Source organism: Nonomuraea jabiensis (genome assembly GCF_014204795.1).
GTDB classification, from domain to species: domain Bacteria; phylum Actinomycetota; class Actinomycetes; order Streptosporangiales; family Streptosporangiaceae; genus Nonomuraea; species Nonomuraea jabiensis.
This window is the reverse complement of the sequence record NZ_JACHMB010000001.1, coordinates 10,667,851-10,686,346: the sequence shown is the minus strand read 5'-3', so window position 1 is coordinate 10,686,346 and position 18,496 is coordinate 10,667,851. Positions and strand designations below refer to the sequence as shown.

General features: G+C 68.3%; 20 protein-coding genes, 1 pseudogene and 1 riboswitch. Of the genes and pseudogenes, 7 read left to right on the top strand and 14 right to left on the bottom strand.

From position 1 onward, the window contains the following. Positions 1–143: 143 nt before the first annotated feature. The 4 genes and pseudogenes from HD596_RS48920 to HD596_RS48910 all read right to left on the bottom strand — a co-directional run bounded on the left by HD596_RS48920 (position 144) and on the right by HD596_RS48910 (position 3,898). Positions 144–1,946 (bottom strand): SLAC1 family transporter, encoded by a 1,803-nt coding sequence (locus tag HD596_RS48920; protein WP_281398899.1) that lies wholly within the window; start codon positions 1,944–1,946, stop codon positions 144–146. Positions 1,947–2,108: 162 nt separating this feature from the next. Beyond that, positions 2,109–2,384, bottom strand: a complete 276-nt coding sequence (locus tag HD596_RS63020; RefSeq protein ID WP_185076150.1) for a hypothetical protein — start codon at positions 2,382–2,384, stop codon at positions 2,109–2,111. 22 nt (positions 2,385–2,406) lie between these two features. After that, a pseudogene (locus HD596_RS65990) lies at positions 2,407–2,514 on the bottom strand (thiamine pyrophosphate-binding protein); the annotation flags it as partial. Between the two features lie 346 nt (positions 2,515–2,860). Beyond that, complete coding sequence (locus tag HD596_RS48910; protein ID WP_185076149.1) at positions 2,861–3,898, bottom strand: PP2C family protein-serine/threonine phosphatase; 1,038 nt, start codon at positions 3,896–3,898, stop codon at positions 2,861–2,863. Positions 3,899–4,678: 780 nt separating this feature from the next. On the opposite strand from HD596_RS48910, the gene HD596_RS48905 reads away from it, so the two are divergent. Continuing rightward, positions 4,679–5,134: an SPW repeat protein gene (locus HD596_RS48905; protein WP_185076148.1), complete on the top strand. Its 456-nt coding sequence runs from the start codon at positions 4,679–4,681 to the stop codon at positions 5,132–5,134. A gap of 806 nt (positions 5,135–5,940) precedes the next feature. Here the strand turns inward: HD596_RS48905 and HD596_RS48900 are convergent. From HD596_RS48900 to HD596_RS48870, 7 genes are all read right to left on the bottom strand, one after another. Further along, the gene (locus HD596_RS48900) at positions 5,941–6,519 is read right to left on the bottom strand and encodes an Asp23/Gls24 family envelope stress response protein (RefSeq protein ID WP_185076147.1); all 579 of its coding nucleotides are present in this window, start codon (positions 6,517–6,519) and stop codon (positions 5,941–5,943) included. After that, positions 6,516–7,154, bottom strand: coding sequence for a DUF6286 domain-containing protein (locus HD596_RS48895; RefSeq protein WP_185076146.1), 639 nt, complete (start codon positions 7,152–7,154; stop codon positions 6,516–6,518). The genes HD596_RS48900 and HD596_RS48895 overlap by 4 nt, the downstream gene beginning before the upstream one ends. Then, positions 7,151–7,528 carry an Asp23/Gls24 family envelope stress response protein gene (locus HD596_RS63015; RefSeq protein ID WP_185076145.1) on the bottom strand — a complete coding sequence of 126 codons (378 nt, stop codon included), beginning with the start codon at positions 7,526–7,528 and terminating at the stop codon, positions 7,151–7,153. Before HD596_RS63015 ends, HD596_RS48895 begins: the two co-directional genes overlap by 4 nt. Continuing rightward, positions 7,525–7,701: a DUF2273 domain-containing protein gene (locus tag HD596_RS48885; protein ID WP_185076144.1), complete on the bottom strand. Its 177-nt coding sequence runs from the start codon at positions 7,699–7,701 to the stop codon at positions 7,525–7,527. Before HD596_RS48885 ends, HD596_RS63015 begins: the two co-directional genes overlap by 4 nt. Further along, positions 7,698–7,922, bottom strand: coding sequence for a hypothetical protein (locus HD596_RS48880; protein WP_313046505.1), 225 nt, complete (start codon positions 7,920–7,922; stop codon positions 7,698–7,700). Before HD596_RS48880 ends, HD596_RS48885 begins: the two co-directional genes overlap by 4 nt. A gap of 152 nt (positions 7,923–8,074) precedes the next feature. After that, on the bottom strand, positions 8,075–8,587 hold the full coding sequence (locus HD596_RS48875) for an Asp23/Gls24 family envelope stress response protein (RefSeq protein ID WP_185079185.1): 513 nt from the start codon (positions 8,585–8,587) through the stop codon (positions 8,075–8,077). 70 nt (positions 8,588–8,657) lie between these two features. Beyond that, the gene (locus HD596_RS48870) at positions 8,658–9,104 is read right to left on the bottom strand and encodes a hypothetical protein (protein WP_185079477.1); all 447 of its coding nucleotides are present in this window, start codon (positions 9,102–9,104) and stop codon (positions 8,658–8,660) included. 294 nt (positions 9,105–9,398) lie between these two features. After that, a riboswitch (M-box (ykoK) riboswitch) is annotated at positions 9,399–9,578 on the bottom strand. Between the two features lie 294 nt (positions 9,579–9,872). On the opposite strand from HD596_RS48870, the gene HD596_RS48865 reads away from it, so the two are divergent. The 3 genes from HD596_RS48865 to HD596_RS48855 all read left to right on the top strand — a co-directional run bounded on the left by HD596_RS48865 (position 9,873) and on the right by HD596_RS48855 (position 11,843). After that, on the top strand, positions 9,873–10,247 hold the full coding sequence (locus tag HD596_RS48865; RefSeq protein ID WP_185076143.1) for a DUF488 domain-containing protein: 375 nt from the start codon (positions 9,873–9,875) through the stop codon (positions 10,245–10,247). Positions 10,248–10,463: 216 nt separating this feature from the next. Further along, entirely contained in the window at positions 10,464–10,724 is a 261-nt protein-coding gene (locus tag HD596_RS48860) for a hypothetical protein (RefSeq protein ID WP_185076142.1), read from the top strand. 531 nt (positions 10,725–11,255) lie between these two features. Then, positions 11,256–11,843 carry an isochorismatase family protein gene (locus HD596_RS48855; RefSeq protein WP_313046500.1) on the top strand — a complete coding sequence of 196 codons (588 nt, stop codon included), beginning with the start codon at positions 11,256–11,258 and terminating at the stop codon, positions 11,841–11,843. 548 nt (positions 11,844–12,391) lie between these two features. On the opposite strand, the gene HD596_RS48850 is transcribed toward HD596_RS48855, so the two are convergent. After that, positions 12,392–12,718, bottom strand: a complete 327-nt coding sequence (locus tag HD596_RS48850; RefSeq protein WP_221519943.1) for a hypothetical protein — start codon at positions 12,716–12,718, stop codon at positions 12,392–12,394. Between the two features lie 789 nt (positions 12,719–13,507). Between HD596_RS48850 and HD596_RS48845 the strand changes: the two genes are divergently transcribed. Further along, a complete protein-coding gene (locus HD596_RS48845) occupies positions 13,508–14,065 on the top strand; it encodes a hypothetical protein (protein WP_185076140.1) in 558 nt (185 codons plus the stop codon). Positions 14,066–14,186: 121 nt separating this feature from the next. Next, positions 14,187–15,491 carry a family 43 glycosylhydrolase gene (locus HD596_RS48840; protein ID WP_185076139.1) on the top strand — a complete coding sequence of 435 codons (1,305 nt, stop codon included), beginning with the start codon at positions 14,187–14,189 and terminating at the stop codon, positions 15,489–15,491. A 178-nt stretch (positions 15,492–15,669) separates the two neighbouring features. Here the strand turns inward: HD596_RS48840 and HD596_RS48835 are convergent, their stop codons facing one another. Then, positions 15,670–16,530: an SGNH/GDSL hydrolase family protein gene (locus HD596_RS48835; protein ID WP_185076138.1), complete on the bottom strand. Its 861-nt coding sequence runs from the start codon at positions 16,528–16,530 to the stop codon at positions 15,670–15,672. A gap of 62 nt (positions 16,531–16,592) precedes the next feature. Next, a complete protein-coding gene (locus HD596_RS48830; RefSeq protein ID WP_246555387.1) occupies positions 16,593–17,789 on the bottom strand; it encodes a hypothetical protein in 1,197 nt (398 codons plus the stop codon). A 278-nt stretch (positions 17,790–18,067) separates the two neighbouring features. Between HD596_RS48830 and HD596_RS48825 the strand changes: the two genes are divergently transcribed. Next, positions 18,068–18,490, top strand: a complete 423-nt coding sequence (locus HD596_RS48825) for a nuclear transport factor 2 family protein (RefSeq protein WP_221519942.1) — start codon at positions 18,068–18,070, stop codon at positions 18,488–18,490. Positions 18,491–18,496 lie beyond the last annotated feature (6 nt).

Sequence of the window (18,496 nt, the reverse complement as noted above, 5' to 3'; positions counted from 1 at the left end):
ACCGACGCCTCCTGCTCACACCATGGACGGCCTGGTCGAAGTGCTGCGGGAAAGCGCTGTCCCTCAGGTCACCCTGCCCTCGGGGCGCCTGTGTCGATCGGCTTGCGGTGCCTCTCGGCTCGCGTCCCGCGTGTGACGTGCTGTCATGGCATCCGTGGCGCGCGGTTGTCGCTCAGGAGACGGAACGAGGCTCTGATCATGGCGCTGAAAACGATCAGCCAGACAGCGGCGGCCGGCCAGACTTCGCCGTCGCCCAGCGCGGCTATCCACGACATTCCGGTGGAGTGTCCGAGTTCGCGGGTCGCGACGCCGTACATGCCGATCGGGAAGACCATGCTCCACAGGCCCCACTCCCAGCGCAGTGGTACGCGGCGCCGCACATGCCGCCATACTCCCAGGGCGACCAGCAAGGGGATCAGCCAGCTGCAGAACGCCCACAGCATGAGCGACACCCCGGCGATGAACTCGCGCGGCACCACGCCGACGCCCGGCGGGAGGTTCAGCAGCTGTGCCCCGGCCAGGACGCTGATCGCAGCGGCGCCCATGAAGATCCAGTAGTGCGGCCGGAGCTCCTCCGCCCTCAGCGGGCGCGCCAGCAGCCGGGCCAGCACGATCGCGGCGATCAGCAGGTACTGCACGAGCCCGATCGCCCAGCACACCGACGCCGGCACAGCCAATGCCGCACTGGGGAAGAGCCTGGTCAGCGTTGCCGTGGCGACCGCGACGGACTGGGTGCCGACCACCCACACGAACCAGCTCCCGTCCGCCTGATGACGTTCGCCGGAGACGATCAGCCGGAGCGGCACGCTGTAGGTCAGCACCGCCCATACCGCCGCACCGAACATCAGCAGCACGACGGCGACACCGATGTGGCCGGCCGCCAGGATCCGGCTCGCCAGCACGTTCGATGCCGCCGCGATCGTCAGGACGGCGAAGCCACCTTCCGCCGACCACGTTCGCCGGCGCAGCAGCCACCACCCGTACGCCAGAGCCAACGTCACGAAACCGGCTCCCGCCACCACCAGCAGCGCCGCGGAAACCATCCGCGTGCCGCCCATGTCCAGCGCCTTGGACACGATCCCGGTGGCCATGACGAACGCGAACGCCTCTACACGGAAGCGCCGCACCAACAACCCCAAGACCGCCCACCGCCCCGGCGGGCGCCGTTCAACGGTCGCTGACTCCACCGTGTCCCCTCGGTCCCCGCTGCCCGGACGGTCGGGACTCGTCGGGCAGATTGCACGATATACAGACTCACACGTGTTCAGCAAGATAACAGCGCTGGTCCCCGCTGTGGCACTGACCCAGATGACCGATCGCGTCAGTGGAAGGCGGCGGCGGGTTCCCCGCGCGGCCGTCACTCGGGGTGTTTCTCCCTCGTGTGGTTGCGGAGCTTGCCGACCACGCCGGAAACCGCCTCGCCGATCCGGCCCGGCCCCGGGCCCGGGGGCGGCCTCGAACGAGGACTCGTCCAGCACGTCCTTGACCATCTGCAGCGCTATCCGGTTGCGGTTGGGCGTTCCCGCGCGCAACGCCGACATCAGCGCGGTGAGCTGGTGTTTCTTCACCTTCGCCGGCTGTGGTGGCTCATGGGGGTCCACGACGCATTCGATGATGACCGGCCCGTCCCAGGACAGGGCCTCCCGCGTCCGATCGGCGCACGTCCCGGGATCCTCGATGCGCATGCCGCGGGCCGCGCACGCCTCGGCGAACTTCACGAAGTCGAAGGGGGCCATGTTCACCAGGAAGACCATCTGTTCCCACTTGATCAGCCCCAGGGTGTCGTTGCGCACCACCACGATCTTGATCGCCAGCCGGTGCTGGACGGCCGTGAGGAAGTCGCCGAGTTGCATGGTCGACCCGTCCCCGGTGAACGCGACCACCTGGCGGCCGGGTAGGCGGCCTGCGCGCCGATGGCGTACGGCAGACCCGCGGCCATGGAACAGTTCGTGCCCGAGAAGTTGAAGAGCTGGCCACGGCGGACCTTGACCTGCCGGGCCACCCAGGTGGTGACGGTGTCCGAGTCACCGCAGACGATCGCATCCGGATGCAGCCTCCACCACTCCTTCATGCCGGCCTGGGCCTTCTCCACGAACGAGCGGTCCTCGTTACGGGTGAGCAGCGTCCGCGACGGCCTCCAGTTCGTCGGTGCCGCCGCGGGCCCCGGCTCCGGCGAGGATCGCGATCCGGGACCTGCCGGCCAGCGCCCAGGCGGCGGCGTCGAGGTCCTGGCGGCAGGGGACGCGGACGGGCGGCCGGTAGATGGTGGAGGTGTGCCCCTTGACGTTGCGCCGGAAGCGCTTGCCCGAGTCGGCGGGCGCGTTCTGGAAGTCGATGGGGAAGGCCAGGTGGCTGGGGCCGCGCTGGGCCAGGGCGATGCGCACCGCGAAGTCGGTGGCGTTGATGACGTGCGCCGGGGCCCGAGGTGGAGAAGCGGACGCCGAGCCGCCCGGTGAACTTGGCGTAGCCCACCGCCGCGACCTCCTCGTGCCGTATGTGGATGTACCGGAGCTCGTCATGCCGTTTGCGGGTCGTGTCCGGCCATTCGAGTGGCCCCCTTCACGTGGAATGAACTGAATCACCGCGAGGCACGCCGGGCGGCCCGTACCACCACGGCGACCACGGCCCCCGCTCCGAGCGCGACGGCGATCCAGTGGACCCTGGCCGACCGGCCGCCACGCCGCCCCTGCCGGTCGGCGGCGCCCTCCGCCGGCGCTTTCGCCGCACCCAGTGCGGCGGTACCGCAGTCTGAGGATGTCGCTCATCCGCTCGTCACCCCGTTCGGCCGCAGAACGAGACCGGCAGCGCGGTCCAGCCGCACCCAGCCGGTCTCCGAAGGACGGTCGAGCGTGCTGTGTGTCTATGGCGGATAACCGACACGGCGGATCGCGATGAGGGCGGCGTCGTCGCCGAGACGCCCCCCAACGTGCGCAAGCAGGTCGTCGCAGATGCCCTTGAGCGTCGCCGCCGGCTCCTCCTCGGTCCAGCGGGCAGCCTTTTTTGCCAGCGGGAAGAAAGTGCCCGTGGTGTCGCGGGCCTCGATGACGCCGTCAGTGTAGAGCAGGAGGAGATCGCCATCCCCGAAGGCGAATTCAGTGGGCAGGTACTGCGGTTCGCTGAGCCCGCCGAGGCCCAGGGGTGGCGCGGGCTGGCTGACGTCAAGGGAAATGACTCGCCCCTTGCTCAGTAGGAGCGGCGGCGGGTGGCCGCAGTTGACGATGGTGAGGACTGGCCGTTCGTCAGGGATGTCGACGATCGCGGCTGTCACAAAGCTCTCCGCGAAGACCTGATCCGCCGCGTTGTCGGGATGGTTATGCGTGAGGTAGCTGTCTTCCAGGTCGGCGACGAGATCGGGTAGTTCCGGGCACCGGCGGGCGGTCTCGCGGAACGCGCCGAGCAGGGTGGCGGCCTCGGAGATCGCAGGCAGGCCCTTGCCGCGGGCGTCGCCGATGATCAGCCGGGTGCAGTGCGGAGTGCGGACGGCGGCGTAGATGTCGCCACCGATCTGGGCCTCGGCCTCGGCAGCCATATACGCGGAGGCCAGGTGGAGCGGCCCGAGGCGCTCGGGAACGGGTCGCAGCAGCGCCGTCTGAACAGCCGTGGCCACGGAGCGAACCTGTGTCAGCTCGCGCTGCTGGCGATCCCTGACCAGGGCGAACAGCACGAGGAACAGGCAGACCAGGGCCAGGCCGAGCAGCCCGGCCTGGAAGTTCAAGGTTCCGAGCAGCTGATCGTGCATGCCGATGAGAACCTCGGCCGCGATGGTCATGGTGCCGATAACGGTGGTAAGCAGGGGGCTGGCGAAGGGGGCGGTGATCGCGGGGGCGGCCACCAGCAACGACCCAATGTGGACGCTCGAAGGGGTCAGGAGGTCGGCGGCCGTAATCACGACGATCATGCTCAGCGGGACAGCGACGACCTTTCGGCTGTCCAACGATGGGACATCCAGCAGTCGGCGAGGGAGTCCCTTTGCGAACTTCACGCTATCTGTCTATATGTGTCATGGTTTCGAGTCGGACCCCTGCCAGTGATTCTTTGGTCAAGTTGGCCGATGCTTTAACGCCTGAGGATGTTTCTATGGTTTCGGGGCTGGACGTCTTCCGGCCCTCTGTCGATAAGGGTCATTCGGGGGCCTTGTCTGAGGTCATGGTCGGCGTTTCGGGCCTGCGGGCGTGTTCCGCTGCGTGAGGGCCAGCCGCTGTGGCGGCATGGGCAGTGTGGGGGGCACGCCGGCCAGTGCGAGGAGCTGGAGTATCCAGGTGGTGATGGGGGCCGTCTCGCCCGAAGGCGGTGGCTCGTGCACGGTGGCCTCCCGCCCGTGAGCTCGGACAATGCGGTTACTCAATGCGAGGACTTACTCGAAGAGTAGCATGACGATTGCTGGGAGTTATCTGAGTTGTCCGACCGCAGACCGTCAAATGAAACGCCGGGCCGCCGTGGGCGTTCGGGGCGCCACCACCGCGTCCACGTTTCTCATGAGCCCGACGCGTGGATCATGTGCGTTCCCCTGCATCGCCGAGCGGGCTTGATGGGGCGTCCGGCTCACGCCAGGCGTCATGACTGCGCGACCGCGTGAGGATATGGAGAGACGTTTTACCTGATCAGGGGTGTTGGCAAGACGGGGCGGGCAGAGGATCAATGATCGTACCTCTGCAAGAGGGGAAAGGTGGTGTGCGACATGGCTGACCAGCCGACGCGTCCCACTTACGATATCGACCAGCACCCCGACATAGCCGCGCTTCGCGCTCGCTACGACTGGGCGGCCCAGCGGCCAACAGGGCAGTCCATCAGCGGGGTCGCCTTTCTGAGCGGGCTCTACCTGGCCATCTCGCCATGGGTGGCGGGCTTCTTCGGCCACACGACCCTGGCCGTCAACAACCTGATCACCGGTATAGCGGTGATCCTGCTGGCGGGCGGCGTCGCATCGGCCAACGGCCGCTTCCATAGTCTCGCCTGGGTTGTACCGATCATTGGCGTCTGGACCATCATCACGCCATGGGTGCTCCCTCCACACGGAGCGGGCGCCTCGACGATCATCAACAACGTCATCACGGGAGCGGTCATCTTCGTAATCGGCCTGGCATGCGCCTCACTCGGGATGGTGTCCAAACGCCACGGTGCGCATCTACGATGACGGCGACGGTCTTCCCGGCCTACGGAGGACCACTTTGAGTTTGGCAGTCCCAAGGCCGGGTCAGCACGGGACGGCGCTCGGAGGGTGGGCCCTATCCAGCCATCTCGTCACAGGTCAAAGCGCAGACAAGCCTCATCTACGATCGCGCGGGGATCCTTAACATCCCCGACCCGCAGCCCGGAGAATGGGTTACGGTCTCCTTTTGGCCTACGAGGAGGCCGGCCCGCTTTAGCCATGAGTCCACGGTGCGGGTTACTTCGAGGTCGCTAGCCCGAAGGTAGGCCCAGCCTGGGGACGGTACTCGATGAGAGCCGTCCCCACATGGCTGGCCTCCCGGAACCGCGCGCAGGCACCAGCGTGGTGGGGCAGAGTCATAACCATGCCTGGCTGGGAAGATGACCGATCGGCCTCGCCTGGGGGTGACAGCTCCTCCCGTTCACACCTCGGGTGGGGTTTATGGGCTCGGACGCCTCTGTGTCGGACGGGCCCGGCCACCGTGAACACCGCGGGCTGGGGTTTGGGCCGTCTCTGCACGTAAAGCGACCGGCATGTACAGATCAAGAGGTGTTCGTCCGGCGTCGCGGTGAATTGGCAGTCCCGGCGCCGTGGGCGTGCAATGAGTGCGTTGGCGCACCTCGTGCTCGGATTCTGCCCATCCCATGCGGCGCCGCGCCGGCATACGTCGACCTCGGCCGGCGCCTGCCGTCGCCACATGGCTGAGTGGGCTTGGTTCGCAGTGCTTAGCGTATGGAATGGTGAGTGCAACTCTTGGATCGATGTCGGGCACGCTCAGTAAAACGCTCTCGTCAGTGCACCGTCCGGTGCGGGGTGCGCGGCGGCTCCAGGCTGACGCGGGCCACCGCCTGGACATCATCAAGGTGCAGGGCGTCGCGCAAGTGCTGAAGCGCAATCGCCGACAGGTGCCGGCTGAGCTCTCCGATGGGCGCCCTCTCGTCGGCGACAATGCGTAGCCGCACTTCAGAGGGGTAATGCGCGCTGGTCAAGCCTGCGTCGGCGTTGAGCACGGCCGGGCTCGACGCCACGTCGGCGGCAACGGCGTGCGCCACCCCGTCTGCGGACACCTCCGAGAGGCCGGTCGGCGACCGCTCCAGCCGAATCGGGCGGTGCGTGATCTCCCTGCGGCCCTGTACCGACAACCAGCGCAGCGCCAGCAGCGCCACCACGATCGACACGATTGCCACGGCCCACCAGATCGCCGGGCTGTTACGGGCGAAGAACCCCTGTACGCTACCGTCCACGATCGAGGTCTGCGCTGATCCGAAGCCGCCCAGTCCGCGGGCCGCCGCGAGCCCGCCCAGGACGACCAGCACCATCCCGACCAGCGCGAGTCCCCATCGGTTGCCCCGGCTGGTCTTCCTGTTCACTTGCGCTCCTTGACGTTCACGGTCACCCGGTACGGCTCCACGAGATCCAGTCCCGCCAGTCTGGTGAGCACGGCGGCGTGCACCTCCTGGGCGAACCTCTCCTTGTCCCACCCCGATGTGGAGGGTGTGACGGCGACGGTCCAGCCTCGAAGCGTGGCGTGGGCCGAATGCACGCCCGGCACCTCCTCGGCCGCGTGCGCCAGGGCCCTGGTGACGCTCTTGGGGCGCAGGCCAATGATCACGTCGGGGTCGCCGCTGCGTACCGGCATCATGCGCGGCCGTCCCGGCACCAGAGCGGTGATCAGCAGCGCCAGCCCCAGCAGCGCCACGACCATCGAGGCCAGCACGAACAGCGGGTTGGACCATGGTGTGGAGACCGCCCAGCCGAGCATCCGGTCGTACGGCACCAGGCGCAGCGGATTGCCGAGCAGCGCCGAGACGGTCTCGGCGGCCACGAGCAGGCCCAGAAGCGTGAGCAGCAGGGCCACCACGATGGCCGGAGCCCTCCTGGACGGGCGGAACGCCCGCACGGCCGCCCGGTCGGCGGCCTTGTTGCGCTTCGCCTGGTGAGCGTCTACGGGGCCGCCCTCAGGAGGGATCGCGCCGTCCTCTTGACTCAGTGTCTGTCCGGTCATGGAAGGTCACCGCCGAAGTCGGTAATGGTCACGTCCAGACGGGTGACGTTCAGGCCGGTCTGGGCGGTGACGCGAGCGATCACGTGCTGCCTGACCCGCGCCGCCACGGTGCGCAACGGTGACGGGTAGGCGACGCTCACGCTCAGGTGAACCGTGGCCTGCTCACCGCGGACCTCAGCGTCCGACGAGCGCGACCGCGACGCGCCTCCGGGACGCACCCTCAGCACCTCGGGAACCTCCCCGGCGGCGCAGCAGGCAATCTTGGTGACCACCCGGCCGGCGATCCGGGTGCGCCCGCGCACCTCGGGCGGCGGGGGCGCAGGACGACGCTGCCCCGGCACGGCCACGGTGCCTGCGCCGACAGCAGCGATCACTTTCGCCTCACGGACAGGTTCACTTCGCCGGTCTCGGCCAGCCGGCCGACAAGGTAGCCGACGGCGCCGAGCACCAGCACGATCAGGAACGGCACCAGCCCGCCGAACGCCCCGACGATCCCGAGAACGATGCCGACGGTCATCCCGATCAGCGGTAGCCACTGGTTGTTCATGGTCCCTCCACGATGTCGTCGATGCGCACGTTCACCCGGCGCTCGCCGGCCAGGTCCGTCACGGCGCGCCGCACCTCGTCGGCGGTCTCCGTGAGCGGGCGCTCCATCGTGGCCACGATGGCGATCTCGACCGCGCGGTCGTTCACGGAGACGCCCGTCAGCCGCCGGCCCGGCAGGTAGGTGGCCACGGTCCCGAACAGGCCACCGGACAGCCCGGCCACGCCGCCACACGCTCGGGCCCGCTCAGCGATCGCCCACGCCTCGTCCTCGGGGCCTGTCCCGAAGCCGTCGTCCGCCCCGGTGCCCGCGTCTTCGGCTGGGCACGTTCCGGTTCCGGGGCTCGTACCGGAACTTGGGGCCGGGCCCGTGTCCGTCATTGGACCCGCGGCTCCGACCCGGTGTCCTGCCCACGGTGCTTGGCGCTGTCTCGGTCGCGGTCTCGATCGCGGTCCTGCTCGGGCAGATGGACGTCGTCGACGCGGATGTTGACCTCGGTCACCTCGAGCCCGCACATCCGCTCGACCGCGTTGATGACGTTCTTCCGCACTGCCCCCGCCAGGTCCGGGATCGCCATGCCGTACTCCACCACGAGGTCGAGGTCGACGGCGGCCTGCCGCTCGCCCACCTCCACGGACACGCCCTGCGTCACGCTCTCGTCAACACCGACAATGCCGCGTACGCTGCTCAACGCGCGCGCCGCGCCCCCGCCCATGGCGTAGACACCGGACATCTCGCGGGCAGCGACCCCGGCGATCTTGGCGACGACGACGTCTTCGATCCTGGTGGTGCCCTTCTCGGTGACCAGCCCGGCTCCCGGGCCGCCCTCGTACGTCCTGGCCCTCGGCACGGTCGCGGCCTGATCGGTCTCCGCAGCTCGGTTGGACATTGTGTCCGACACGTTCCGTCACCTCCCCGGTTGTCCTCCTCAGTAAGCAGTGATAACCACCCCGGGCCGCCTAATGCCTGACAAAACGCACTTTTAGGACATTTATGACAATTCCTGACTTATGGGTAGTTGAGGAGTGGCGGCCACGTCCACGGCCAAAGGCAGCGCCGGCCGCATCCCGTGCGAGGACCGGGCACGCGCCGCACAGCGCGATGGCGATCCGTTCGAAGCGGCGGGACGAACCGGTGGAAGCAGCAGCCATGACGACAAGTCCGGCGAGAATCTTCGGCAGACCCAGATAGACGAATTCCGTGATCAGGGTGAGCGCGTGGCCGGTCTGCCCGTAGGTGGCGAACGCCCCGGCATCGTTGCCTACCATCACGATCAGGGTGGGGCCGGTGATCGCCGGCAGCGTCTTGATCTTGTTGGACAACCCCGGAGCCGCCGCCTCGCCGCGCCGGATCGCGCCGAGAGCGCCGCAGATGTCGCCCGGCGTGGGCGTGCCGGGGTGTGGCACCGAGGCGGTCGAGGGTCACACCCGCAGATTTCACCGAGTCCGGCGTAACCCCTCTCAGCCCGAAATGGGCCTCCAAGGGGCGCGCTCAGCCGTACTCCCCGCGCCGGCCGCACGCAAGGGGGCCAGATCGGGGGAACGCGGGAGTTGCGGATATTGCGTACCGGAGGCGGATGAAGGCACGCGAACCATGAGCCGATATCGGCTCGAACTGCTGTCGGACAGGCCCTCACCTGCGTCCGGCCGGGCGCCGCGCCACCGCGGTGCTGCATTCAAGACGGGGCTCGCGTGACAGGCGGCGCACCCCATATCTCGTGAAAGCTTCGGCACTGCCCGGCGTATGTCCGCGAAGACCGCGCGGAAAGCTGCTTGGCCTCCCCCTCGAGCCGGGGGAGGCGTCCTTACCTGGGCGTCTCTCGACGTCGTGGGGTTCAGCGGTCTGTATTCGGACAGACGCCTCACCTCACGAGGTGCCTGGTCGGCGGCCGAGGACAGTGACCGCCACAGCGTTGCTCACCCTCGGCAGCGCCCTGGCCGAGACGTTGACGCCGATGGCCGCCGACAGCCTCCCGTCGATGATGCGAGGTGTCGCCCACATCGCCTGCAGACGTCGCCGGCATCCTGCGGAGCCACTCCGGCGGTTGGGCGCCAGCGGTCTTGGCCTCGCGCAGGTGCTCTTCTCATAAAATGGGTACGTCGGAAACGCCCGCTCAACGGAGCCACCCTCTAGCTTTGCGCGAGGCGAGCCGATCGATCCGGGAAGGTGCTGTCATGGCCGTGCAGATCACCTGTCGCCGAGTCTATGAGGAGACCTCACCGCAGGACGGCAAGCGGGTGCTCGTCGACCGGGTCTGGCCGCGGGGTATGCGTAAGCAGGACGCTCACCTGGACGAGTGGCTGCGTGACGTCGCCCCGTCCAGCGAACTGCGCCGGTGGTACGGCCACGAGCCGAGCCGATTCGCCGAGTTCCGCCGCCGCTACCTTGCTGAGCTGCGCGATGCCGGACATCGGGAGGCGGCCCGACACTTGCGTGACCTCGCTGCCCATGACGATCTCACGCTGCTGACCGCCACCAAGGACGTGGACCACAGCCAGGCCGCAGTCCTCGCAGAGTGGCTGACCGGCCGCGGGCGATCCAAGGGATGATGGGACTTCCCCCTTGGATGCGGACACCCATTTCAGGCGGCGGGCTTCAGGTTATCTGCTGTCTTCTCGTAGATGATCGGGCTGAGGTGGCCGAGGTGGGAGTGTCGTCGGAGGGTGTTGTAGCGGGTGATCCAGCGGAAGACGGCCCGGCGAGCAGTGTGGGGGTCGGGGTGGGCCGGCCGGATGTCATTTTCGAGAAGGCGCGGATCGGCCGGCGTGCGTTGGCAGATCGCCCAGCTCGGCTGGGATCCGATCCAGGGCACCCTGAAGACCGATGCCAGTGACCGTGAGATCGCGGTGGATGCCGAGACGATGGCCATCCTGAAAGAGCACAAGTTCACCCGCGACGCCTACACCAGCGTCTACCCCGAAGCAGTCGCCGCGGCAGCGGAAGCGACCGCCGCACTGCTCGCCGCGAAAGTGCCGTCGTCGGCCTCGCACCGCCCGGCCCGGTACAGACCTCAAGCCGAGGGGTGAAAGACACGTCTGGAAAGGCTCGCGGCTCGATGATCCACCTGCCACCGGAAAGGCGGCCAGAGTGACGTCCGGGAGAGGCATATTGACCCTCGGGACGTAGACGTGGCCGGGGAGAGAGGTCGGCCGTGGTCCGTTCGGCCGATCTGCTTCTGTGTTCTGCCGCACCTGGTCGCCCCATGAGGAGGGGCTCTGCCACTCGTCGCGAGGATGCGGTAAAGGTGTGAGGGTCATCGGCGCCGCAGGATCGGTGTGCCGAGCTGGAGATGCCGCTGACCCGGCGCAGTTCGGCGGCATCTCCGTTGGAAATTTCCTTATTACTATCGGGGCTCCTTCTGCTCCCCAGTATGAACACTTATAGTGAGAATGCATGCACTCAATGTCACGCTCGGGTGGATGTGGCCCGGATCTGGAGCGGCGAACCGCGTTGCCGTGCGCGTCACGCCGGTCGGTGAACGTCCCGCGAGGGGTGTGTCCCCCCGTCGGCGGAAGAGTGTTCTTCGGAGAGGCGCAGCAGAGGAAAGGGGATTTTCGGTGAGTCGTGCACTGATCATCGTCGATGTGCAGAAGGACTTCTGTGAGGGCGGCAGCGTTCCGGTGAAGGGCGGCGCGGATCGAGCCGCCGCCATCGCCGAGCTGGTCCGGAGCGCCGACGGGCAGTATGCCTTCGTCGTCGCCACTCGTGACCACCACATCGATCCGGGCGACCACTTCTCCGACAACCCCGACTTCCGGGACTCATTCCCCGTGCATTGCGTCGTCGGTAGTGAGGGAGGCGAGTTCCATCCGCATTTCGCGCCCGCCGTCGACTCCGGGTACGTCGACGAGGTTTTCTTCAAGGGCGCCCACTCCGCCTCCAAGAGCGGTTTCGAGGGCTCGACCCAGGACGGTACGACACTGTCCGACTGGCTGAAGGCCCGTGACATCGCCGAACTCGATGTCGTCGGCATCGCGACCGATCATTGCGTGAAGGCCACGGCACTGGACGGAGCGCGCGCGGGCTTCGCGGTGCGGGTCCTGCTCGACTACACCGCCGGCGTCGCTGCCGACACCACGCGCACCGCACTGGACGAACTGCGCCGGGCCGGTGTCGCGCTGAGCGGCGAACCTGTCGTCGCCTGAACAGGCCTTGGCACGCCTGAGCGTTCCGGCGTGGCCCGCATCCGCATGGGGTCTCGGTAGTAATGGCCGCGCCCGGAACAGCTCATCCTCCGGATTCCGCTCCATCGCACAGGGGGTTGGCGGGATGGAGGAACGGCTGCCGCCGCTCGCGGCCGACCGGGATGAGGACGCGAAAGTTCGCTCCATGGTGATGCGCGGGAAACGTCCTGTCTTCAAGACGGTGGCATGAAATACACGCGAGGGCTGTTACCCCTGCTCAGGGGCAACTCTCGCGGGCAGAGGACGCGAGATCGTCAGCGGGAGCGGTCGGCGTGCGGCCGGATCGTGTTCGGCGGTGATGCGGGCGGAGGTTTTCTCGCCTGAGGCGGACGTATCGGCCGATGATGATGAGCTGGGTGATCGGGGAGCGGGGCGGCAGCTCCGGCGCAGTGCCCCGAGCAGGAGACGGGCGGTGGGCATAGCTCAATGCACGTGTGAGATGGCGCCGCCCTCGGTCGTGCGGTGCTCTGCTGCCGGCGCCGTCAGAGCACCGCGCCCGAATCCGCGCTTCAGGAGAAGACGACGGAGCGCACCAGCAGGCGCTCTGAAGCACCTGCGCCGGGGCGCAGGCTGTAGAAGATATCCCCCATACAGTCGGCCTCCAGGAATACCGTGGCCGTTGCGTCGGTCAGGTTCTTCGGCGCGTAGGCGGCCGACGTGCCGTCAGAGTCGGCTCCCTGGATGTTGATGCATCTCCTGCTCTCGGGGTTGTTGATGAAGCCAACGGCGTCGTATCCGTCGGCGGTCTGGTAGGAGTAACGGAACTGGCCTGTGGCGGCCGATGCGGAGCCGGGAACGGCCAGAACCAGCATGAGGGCGCCGCCGGCGGCGGCCACGGCGGAGTGTAGACGCATGGATCTCCTCTTCGGGGAACGACGAGAACACTGTCAGTAATTATTGAGTCACAATCTGTGTTTAATGTCGAGCGCGCCTGTGCTCGCGGGGGAGGAGGTGGCAGCCGCATCCGTCTCCGCGCCTCTAGGCCGGGGTCTCAGTAGTGGTTGGGAGGGTCCGACGGACCTGACTGTGACCTGCGATTACACAGGTCTCAGAACGTCGGTGGCTGGGGCGGTGAACGAAGCTGTCCGGCTCGCTTCCCCGCGTCCAGTACAGACCCGAGCATCGCGGACGGTGGTCCGCAGAAAAGGCTCGTGACGGCGTCGGCGGTTGGCGGGGGCGCGCTCGGCGGTGATGGCCCCCCGACGTGCGTGTCGTTGCCCCGATGCCCGGACGTAGTGGGGGCAGGCCGCAGTAGTAGGTGGTGTCGCTGTTCTCGTCGCCGTAGTGGGAGCGGCCGAGCAGGACCTGGCCGGCCGGGCAGACGACGCTGCCGCCTAGCTCCTTCACCGTCACGGGGTCGCCGTCGATGATGACGATCTCGGCCGCGTGAGCGGGGGCTGACCGGCGAGATGGTGGTCAAGGTCAGGGTGAGGAGGACGCCGGTGAGGACTGCGCGGGTCGGGCGGAACTGTCGCATGGGACCTCCGTGTCTGACTGGTCACATCCGTTCTGGAGGCCGAATTCCGGCGCGCCGCCGCCGATGAGGTTGACCTGCACCTTGATCTCGACGGCCATGCTGGATCGCACCCCTTGTGCCGCGCTGTCCGGAGACTCACAGTCCTTCCATGGACGTTGCTTGGATAGGCCTCATCGTGGGGACAGCGTTCAACGTCGCCACGGTCTACCTGGCCTGGCGGGCCGACCAGCGGGCCGAGCGCGATCGGCGCGGACCCGCCACCCTCGAGGCGAGGAGCCCGACAGCCCAGCCGCCGCGCCCTGCTCCGGCCGACTTTCCTTCGAAGGCGCCTTTTCCCCAGGAGACGCTCGGCCAGAGGGCAGCCGACCGGGGCACGCCCCTGAGCACAGGAGGCGGGTTCGCCTGGTGGGCCGGATGGATAGGGGTGATCTTCACAGGGACGACGGCCGTATACATGATCCCGGGCTACATGGTGCAGTCGTTCGGGTCGGTGCAGGAATACGCGGACGTGTTCCAAGCGGGCGTGATCATCACCGCTCTCACCGCGTTCGGCCTGGCGGCCAGCGCCTGGATCCGGGGCAGCACGGACCGGCGGCTCTATGGGCGGATCACTCGTAGGGTCGTCTACTTCCACGCCCTCGTCGCACTGGCCGGGCTGATCATCTGTGTGGCTGCAGCGATCACCAATCCTCAGTACGTGCTGTGATGCCTTCGGCTGGCGGCCGCCATCGCAGCGTGTCATCCACGCCGCTTGAAATGCCAAGAAATCTCTTCTCCGCGGCTCCGGAATGGCCTATACCCGTGAGTACGGATGATCGGAGGTCCTCATGCGGCTGCTCGGCCGGCTCTTCCTGGTGTTCACCGCGACCGCGGTCTGCATGCCTGCGGCCGGTGCGGGGCCGGCGGCGGCCGCCGTGGCTCCGACGGCCGTGATTCGCGCGGACTTCCCCGATCCGGACGTCATCCAGGTCGGCTCCACCTTCTACGCCTACTCCACCAGTAGCGGGGCGGGGCGCATCCCGGTCGCCAGTGCCTCGTCCTCCACCGGTCCGTGGACCGTACGCGGGGACGCGCTGCCTGCCAAACCGGCCTGGGCGGGGAACGGCGGGTTCTGGGCACCTGACGTCTCCCGGCTCCCCGACGGCCGTTACCTCATGTACTTCACCGGCCCCAGCACCGCTACCGGGCGCATGTGCATCGGCGCCGCGACCTCGGCGAACCCCCTCGGCCCCTTCCAGCCGACCAGCGGTTCACCGCTCGTCTGCAACGCGGCCGAGGGCGGCGACATCGACCCGTCGAGCTTCGTCGACACCGACGGCAAGCGGTACCTGCTCTACAAGAACGACGGCAACGCCGTCGGCCGGCCCACCGTTCTGTGGCTGCAGCAGGTCGGCTCGGACGGCGTGACCTTCGTCGGCGGCCGCACCGAGCTCATCCGCAACGACCGGCTCGAGGAGGCCGGGGTGATCGAGGCTCCCGTGCTCGTCAAGCGGCCCTCCCAGTACGTGCTCTTCTACTCGGCCGGCTCCTACGCGGGCAACAGCTACTTCACCAGCTACGCCGTGTCCCCCTCTCTCACCGGGCCCTACACCAAGGCGTACCGGCCGCTGATGACCACGGCCACCTTCGACGGCGCCGTTCAGGGCCCCGGCGGGACCGACGTGCTCGGGGGCCGCGTCTTCTTCCACGGCTGGGTGGGCAACGCGCGCCACATGTACACCGCGGAGCTGGGCTGGGCCGACGACTACCCGGTCGTGCGCGGCAGCCGGGTCCGGTACGAGGCCGAGCGCGGCACGCTCAACCATGCCGAGGTCCGTACCGGCGCGGCCGGGGCCTCGCAGGGGGCCGTCGTGGCCAAGATCGACTATGCGGACAGCTGGGTCGACGTGCGGGTGTTCGCGCCGGTCGCCGGGGACTACACCGCGTACGTGGCCTACGCCGCCGGGTACGGCGACGCGCAGCACCTGGTGACGGTGAACGGGGGCACGCGGTTCACGCTGAGCTATCCCGACCGCGGCTGGGACAACTGGACGCAGGTGCCGGCCCAGCTCACGCTGAACGCCGGGTGGAACACCCTGCGCTTCCAGTACCAGACGCGTTGGGCGGAGCTGGACCACATCGAGATCGCCTGATCCCACGTAGATCGACGTGAAGCCGCTGCGCCGCGTCGTTGCCGACGTAGCCGAGATCTTCGGTGGCGGTCAGCACGTGGCGGCGCAGCTCGGGCGACACCCGGTCCGGGGGTGAGGGTGGTAGGAGACGGTCGCGCGCGGGCAGGCGGGCAGGGTGCGGGCAGGGTGGCGGCGGGGGCTACAGCAGGGATCCGGCGAGCGGGATGTTCTGCGTTCGCAGGGCGCCGGTGACCAGCCGCGCGATCCGCCGGGCGCCGTACGCCTCGAAGTGGGTGTGGTCGTTGCAGAAGAACTGCCCGAGCAGCCCGGAGGTGTAGTCACCGTTGTTCGGGCACAGGCCCAGGGAGTTGTAGTAGTCGACGCTGAGGGTCTGCAGGTCGATGACGGGGGAGCCGGTGGCGGCGCCGGCGGCGTTGGTCTGGGTGACGTAGCCGCGGTTCCTGACCGCGGTGCTGCCCGAGCAGGTGATGGCGGCGACGGCGGTGAGCAGGACCGGGTGGGCGCCGCGGGCCAGCGCCGCCTGCGCCATCATCGTCATCAGTTGCTGGTAGCGGGCGGTGCCGACGTGGCGGGGGCAGGTGGTCGAGCCGTCGTTGATGCCGAACTGGATGAACAGGTAGTCGCCCGCTTTCATGCCGGTGAGCACCTGCTGCCATCGGGACGAGTAGGTGGTGGAGTTGAGAACGCACTCGCCGTCCGAGCCGATGGTCGAGGTGACGTTCCCCTCGTAGAGCCAGGTCTGGATGCTGCGCCCGGCGACGGCGAGGTTGCTGACGACGATGTTGCTGTGGAACAGCGAGTCGAACTCGGTGGCCCAGCCCACGGGGCAGGTGGCACTGGGGTTCGCCATGGTCGAGTCGCCGGCCATCCAGACGGTGGTCGTTGCCATGGCGGCGGTTGCGGCCGTACCGGCGACCCGGGCGCCGCACGCGGTCTGCCCGATCGCCGCGGCCGAGGCGGCGCCCGGGGCGACCAGCGACAGGGGCAGGGACAGGGACAGCACCAGAGCAGAGGCGATCAATAAGGGGATCTTACGCATGGTCTCTCCTGTCAGTCCGGGAGCGGAGGAAATCGCGGCGGCGGGCTGCCGGTGCGGACGCGTCAGCACCAGGTGAGCGTCGAGTTGGTACGGGTCACGTTGCTGATCGTGTTGTTGCTGCCGGTGCACGGGCTCCATCTGATGTCGGTGTTGGAGACCGTCAGGTTCTGGAACCTGATGCCCGACGACGGGGCGAACTCCGTACGGGCCGCGATGCGGACCTCGCCGCCGCCGCTGATCGTGCCGGACACTCCGGCGATGACGACGTTGTAGCAGTTCTCCACCAGGACCGAGTTGTTGCCGGTATTGGCGATGTCGACCCGGTCGATGGTGGCGCCGCCGCTCTCCGAGACGCAGAAGATGCCCCGGCCGCCGCCGCGTGCCTTGACGGTGCCGACCCGGATGTTGTTCGGGTAGGCGCTGCCGACCCGGCCGTTGCGGTTGGCCATGCGGAAGGCCGCGTACCCGGTGCCGGCGCCGGCGTTGTCGGCGTCGACGGTGCCGACCGTCGCGTTGATGGTCTGGTTGAGCAGCAGGCCGGACTCGCCGACGTTGCGTGCTGTCACGGTGCCGACGGTGAGGCCGTCGACGCCGTACGTCTCCATCGCGTGCGAACTGGCTCCTTGCACGTACACGGTGTCGACCCGTACGTTGCGGGTCCACTGGCTGGTGTCGCCGCGGTTGTCGATGCGCACGCCGAGGCCCGCGCCGAGCCGCATGTCGATCTGGCCGAGCCAGACGTTCGTGACGTTGCGCAGGAAGATGCCGTAGATCGGGGTGCCGGTGACGTTGAGGTAGGGGACCTCGATGTTCGTGGTGCCGCGGGAGTAGATCGGCGCGTAGTCGCCGGAGCCGGAGCCGGTCACGTTGATCGTGCCGCAGACCGACAGGGAGGTGTAGCTCGGCAGCGAGATCCGGCTGCCGGCGCTCATCGTGCCGTTGCCGCGCACGACGACCCGCTGGATCGAGGTACGCCCGGCGGTGAGGCTGCCGATGCCGGCCTGGACCGCCGCCCGGAAGTCGGTGCCGGTGTAGACGCTGCTGCCGGCGCTGTTGCGGGCGGTCCAGGTGCTACCGCTGACCGTCACCTGGGACTGGAAGGTGCCCTCTCCGCAGGCGGCGGCGGACGCCGGGGGCGGGCCGAGCACGACACCGGCCCCGGCGCCGGCCGCCAGGACGGCGAGGGCGGCGACGATGCGGGCGAACCGGCGACGTCGTCCCTTGGGCGGACGTGGCGCCGTGGTGGTGAGTGTTGTCATGGGGTTCTCCGTTTCTCCCGTTGATGGGGGTGGGGAGATGGCGGCCGCGCTTTGCCGCCAGACGCGCGCCTGACATTGATAAAAACGTTTCACGTCGCTTCGGCAACGCGACCTTAAATATGGATGGCGATCGAGTCAAGCAATCAGTCAGATGGTTGCAGTGGCAGTGCAGGATCATCAGCCGGCGGTTCGCAATTTCCGCGGGAGCAAGGGGGACGGACGGCCGTGATGGGCCCCACCAGCGATGGGGCGAGAATGAATGGATACAGGGAATGGGGGTGAACAGCGCAATGGATCCGGCAGCCGACATCCGGGCTCGACTCCAGGAGCATTGGGAGGCGTCCGAACGCGGGGACGTCGAGGCCGAGCATGCGATCTACGCCACGGACGCGATCCTGGACTACCCGCAGTCGGGCGAGCGCTTCACCGGCCGGGCAAGGATCCAGGCGCAACGCGGCGGGCACCCGGCCGAACGCCACTTCACCGTCCGCCGCATCCTGGGCCGCGGCGACCTCTGGGTGAGCGAGTGCGTGATCACCTATGACGGCGTGCCCACCTACTCGCTCAGCGTCATGGAGCTCACCGATGGCCTCGTCACGCACGAGACCCAGTACTTCGCCGACCCGTTCCCCGCGGCTCCCGGGCGCGCCGCGCTGGCTGAGCCGATCGAGCCGCCGCAGACCCCGCACTCACCGTTCTAGGGCGCG

Bases quoted from the DNA above. Each gene is read 5' to 3' on its own strand.
- HD596_RS48910 (WP_185076149.1), bottom strand. From the start codon at position 3,898: ATGATCGTCGTGATTACGGCCGCCGACCTCCTGACCCCTTCGAGCGTC.
- HD596_RS48905 (WP_185076148.1), top strand. From the start codon at position 4,679: ATGGCTGACCAGCCGACGCGTCCCACTTACGATATCGACCAGCACCCC.
- HD596_RS48895 (WP_185076146.1), bottom strand. From the start codon at position 7,154: ATGACCGGACAGACACTGAGTCAAGAGGACGGCGCGATCCCTCCTGAG.
- HD596_RS48885 (WP_185076144.1), bottom strand. From the start codon at position 7,701: ATGAACAACCAGTGGCTACCGCTGATCGGGATGACCGTCGGCATCGTT.
- HD596_RS48875 (WP_185079185.1), bottom strand. From the start codon at position 8,587: ATGTCCAACCGAGCTGCGGAGACCGATCAGGCCGCGACCGTGCCGAGG.
- HD596_RS48865 (WP_185076143.1), top strand. From the start codon at position 9,873: ATGGCCGTGCAGATCACCTGTCGCCGAGTCTATGAGGAGACCTCACCG.
- HD596_RS48845 (WP_185076140.1), top strand. From the start codon at position 13,508: ATGGACGTTGCTTGGATAGGCCTCATCGTGGGGACAGCGTTCAACGTC.
- HD596_RS48840 (WP_185076139.1), top strand. From the start codon at position 14,187: ATGCGGCTGCTCGGCCGGCTCTTCCTGGTGTTCACCGCGACCGCGGTC.
- HD596_RS48835 (WP_185076138.1), bottom strand. From the start codon at position 16,530: ATGCGTAAGATCCCCTTATTGATCGCCTCTGCTCTGGTGCTGTCCCTG.
- HD596_RS48830 (WP_246555387.1), bottom strand. From the start codon at position 17,789: ATGACAACACTCACCACCACGGCGCCACGTCCGCCCAAGGGACGACGT.